Annotated in this window: 3 protein-coding genes; all 3 read left to right on the top strand. The window is 65.9% G+C overall.

Annotated elements, in window-relative coordinates; translation table 11 throughout:
• Positions 1–853: 853 nt before the first annotated feature.
• The gene (locus tag ACZ4NT_RS37430; protein WP_467729817.1) at positions 854–1,222 is read left to right on the top strand and encodes a hypothetical protein; all 369 of its coding nucleotides are present in this window, start codon (positions 854–856) and stop codon (positions 1,220–1,222) included.
• A 93-nt stretch (positions 1,223–1,315) separates the two neighbouring features.
• The gene (locus ACZ4NT_RS37435; protein WP_467729819.1) at positions 1,316–1,696 is read left to right on the top strand and encodes a hypothetical protein; all 381 of its coding nucleotides are present in this window, start codon (positions 1,316–1,318) and stop codon (positions 1,694–1,696) included.
• A 120-nt stretch (positions 1,697–1,816) separates the two neighbouring features.
• A complete protein-coding gene (locus tag ACZ4NT_RS37440; RefSeq protein WP_467729821.1) occupies positions 1,817–2,995 on the top strand; it encodes a DUF932 domain-containing protein in 1,179 nt (392 codons plus the stop codon).
• Positions 2,996–3,125 lie beyond the last annotated feature (130 nt).

A 3,125-nucleotide genomic window follows, 5' to 3' on the forward strand; every position in this document is an offset into this window, starting at 1 on the left:
CCGCTTCGCTCTGCCTCCGGCAGCCGAATACTCGCTTCGCTCGTTTCGCGCGTCCCCGCGCGAAAAGCAGCCGCCTCCGGCGGTGCCTTATGGAACTGGCCTCCGGCCAGTTTCATAAGGCCGCGTGCCTCCGGCACGAAATGCGTTGTGTGTGAGGGGTGTTGAGGTTTAGTTGTTTGACGGGGTGTCAGGTTGGTTTATGGGTGCCGGGGCGGGATGGGCCCTCCGGTCCCCTCCCGGGAGGGTGGTAGGGATTCTCCGAATTCCCTACCACGGAAAATGGAAAGGGAGCCCCCGGGATTCCCTGCACTGATCAAATCACGGAATTCCCGGGCAGGGGGTTGAGCCCTCCGGGCCCAACCCCCGCCGGAAGTCGGGCGAGTGAGGAGCTGTCAGAGGTCGGTGAGGGGCATTGGGAGCCCTCCGGGCACCCACGCGCCCAGGCGGCCCCAACAGGCGTCCTCACACGGGCGCCTGCTCTCCCCTTTCCCAGGCCGCAGAGCGCGGCGGTGCCCCGCCCGCCGCGCAGCCACCCAAGGAGCAGGGCCCATCCCCGACGCCGCCACCCACCCTCCCTTTTCTTCTCTCTTTCTTCCGTGCGGGATCGTTGCTGCTGAGGGGATGTCAGCAGCCCGACCGGACCTCATACATGCCTTTGACCTGGGGTTATGTAGAAGCCGGCTTTCCGGTCACGGCAACCTCCTAAGCAGCATCTAACGCAACGTCAGGTAACAACGTAGGTGGCAACTCCCAGTGCAGCAGGGGTTCCAATCTCTCTCACGACACACTATTATTTGAAGTGTTCCGAGGGAGGCGACCCACGGAACCGCAAGGAATCAACGAAGGGGACAACGTGGAAATCAAGATCTCAGGCGACACTGTCAGCCAAGTGCGCGGAGCGGACGCGCCGATGAACGGCCTTGCCATCCAGGCCCGTAAGGTCGCGAACTTCCTTCCGCTTTCCGTCCGGCGCGCGGGGGCGGATATCGTCCACAACGTCGACGACAAGTACACGGGGATTCGCGTCAACACCAAGCACGGCGCGGTCATCCTGGAAATGCCGACCGGTGAGGCCCCTTACCGACTGGTCCACCAGCTTCCCGAGCCGAACGAAGCCGGGCGGACCGAAGTGGAAATGCGGCGTTTCCCGCAGATCTACAAGCCGCAGGGCATCGCTTACATCCTGGGCCAGTTTCTGGAATCTCGCGGATTCCTGAGCTAGCCGCCGTCACGCCGGGGGGAGTGACGCGGCCCGTCGCTCCCCCCGGTAAGTCCACACACAACAATCCGTGATCGGGTAAAGGGGAGACTGATCATGAAGCTCGTTTCGTGTGCGACCGGCCGCGAGGTAGAGGCGGGTCGGAGGCTGTACGGGCAGTCGGGCGATGCGGCCGGATTGGCATGGAAGTTCGAACGGATCATTGAGCGCCGTTCGGGCGTGCACCACGTGCACGTGTCGCGGCCCGGCGGGAAGTTGGGGCGGATTCACCGCGAGTTTCACCCGAGTGTGTTCGGGTGCGAGATCACGGTAGAGATCACGTGGCGCCGGACCATCCGTCACACGGCGGTCCGCGCATGGGCGAAGGCCGACGACTACCTGTTGGCCGGAGTGTTCGCACTGGTGCCGTTGGCGTTCTTCGAGCACTTCCACTGGGCGGAGGCCATCGTGTCCTTCCTGGGAATGAGCGGGCACTAGGAGAAGCCGCAGTTCAGAGGTGGGTTCACACATTCACAGAACCCACTATTGTTGAAGTTGTTCGGGGGGCGGTGGCGCCGCCCCCCGAACCGCAGAAGCCAACAGCGAAGGGGAAACCGAATGACCCAGCAGTACGCAGAGCGCGCCACGGCCGCAGCTCCCCGGGGCGCCCGGAACGCCGATCTTCGGGACCTCGCGGCCATCCTGGAGGACCAGAAGCGCCGGAAGCAGGATGTCGTGGTCTCCGCGTCCGCCCTGTCGTTCCAGGACGGAAGCGTCAAGGTCGAGGGGATCGAGCGGCAGATCACCGAGGACGGTGTCACGGACGTGGACGGCACCTACCGCCCCACCGCCGTGGCGGACGAGGGCATCGCGGACAAGCTGAAGATCCCTCTCGCCTACCTGCGCCGCATGCGCGCCGAGAACGTCCCGCTGCTGGACGAGAACGTCAATGCGTGGCTGCGCCAGGACCCGAGCCGCCGTTTCATGCTCCGTACGTTCCGGGGTGACCACATCCCCGGAACGGCGCCCGCCGAAGGCGTGGCCCGCGCGCTGATGTCGGACAGCTACAAGGTCATGGACAATTTCGACATCCTGCTGGCCGCGCTGGAGGGTGTGCAGAAGGCGGGGCACCCGACCAACGTCACTGGGTGCGATCTCACCGACCGGCGCATGTACGTGCGGGTGCAGTCCGAAGCGGTCGCGGTCCGGGCGCCCGAGCTGCTGAGCGGGTACCGCTCCCCGTTCGACGGGCGCAGCGGTGACCAACTCCCCATGGTGTCTGCAGGGTTCGTCATCACGAACAGCGAAGTTGGGGCCGGGGCGTGGTCGGTCACGCCGCGTGTGGTCATGCAGGTGTGCACCAACGGGCTGACCATGCCGATGGACGTCATGCGTGCCGTGCACGTCGGTGCCAAGCATGACGAAGGAGTCGTGGCCTGGTCCGAGGAGACCCAGAGGAAGGAGCTGGAGGTCATCACGTCCAAGACCGCCGACGCCGTCCGTACCTTCCTGTCGCGTGACTACGTGGAGGCGAAGCTCCGCGAGATCCAGGCTGCGGCCGGGAAGCCCGTGGCCGAGCCGACGAAGACCATCGAGCACGTCACGAGCACCCTCAAGATCAGCAAGGAGACGAAGGAGACGATCCTCGCTCACTTCGTGCGGGGTGGGCAGATGACGGCCGGTGGCGTGATGCAGGCAGTCACGTCGACCGCGCAGACCCTCGCCGACGCCGACCAAGCCGCCGCCCTGGAAGCGCTCGCGCTGCCCGCCCTCACCGCAGCCGCCGCGCACGGCTGACAGACCCCCGTGCGGGCCGGGTGACCCCGACACCCGGCCCGCACGGGCCCAGGACAGAGCACGGGGGGACTTTGCAGCGGAACCATGCTCCCCGCAAAGGCCCGTGGGGGGTGGGGGACCCGGCATACAC

It is taken from the genome of Streptomyces sp. NPDC026417 (assembly GCF_055567695.1).

Coding starts and splice junctions, on each gene's coding strand:
- ACZ4NT_RS37435 (WP_467729819.1), top strand. CDS start 1,316: ATGAAGCTCGTTTCGTGTGCGACCGGCCGCGAGGTAGAGGCGGGTCGG.
- ACZ4NT_RS37440 (WP_467729821.1), top strand. CDS start 1,817: ATGACCCAGCAGTACGCAGAGCGCGCCACGGCCGCAGCTCCCCGGGGC.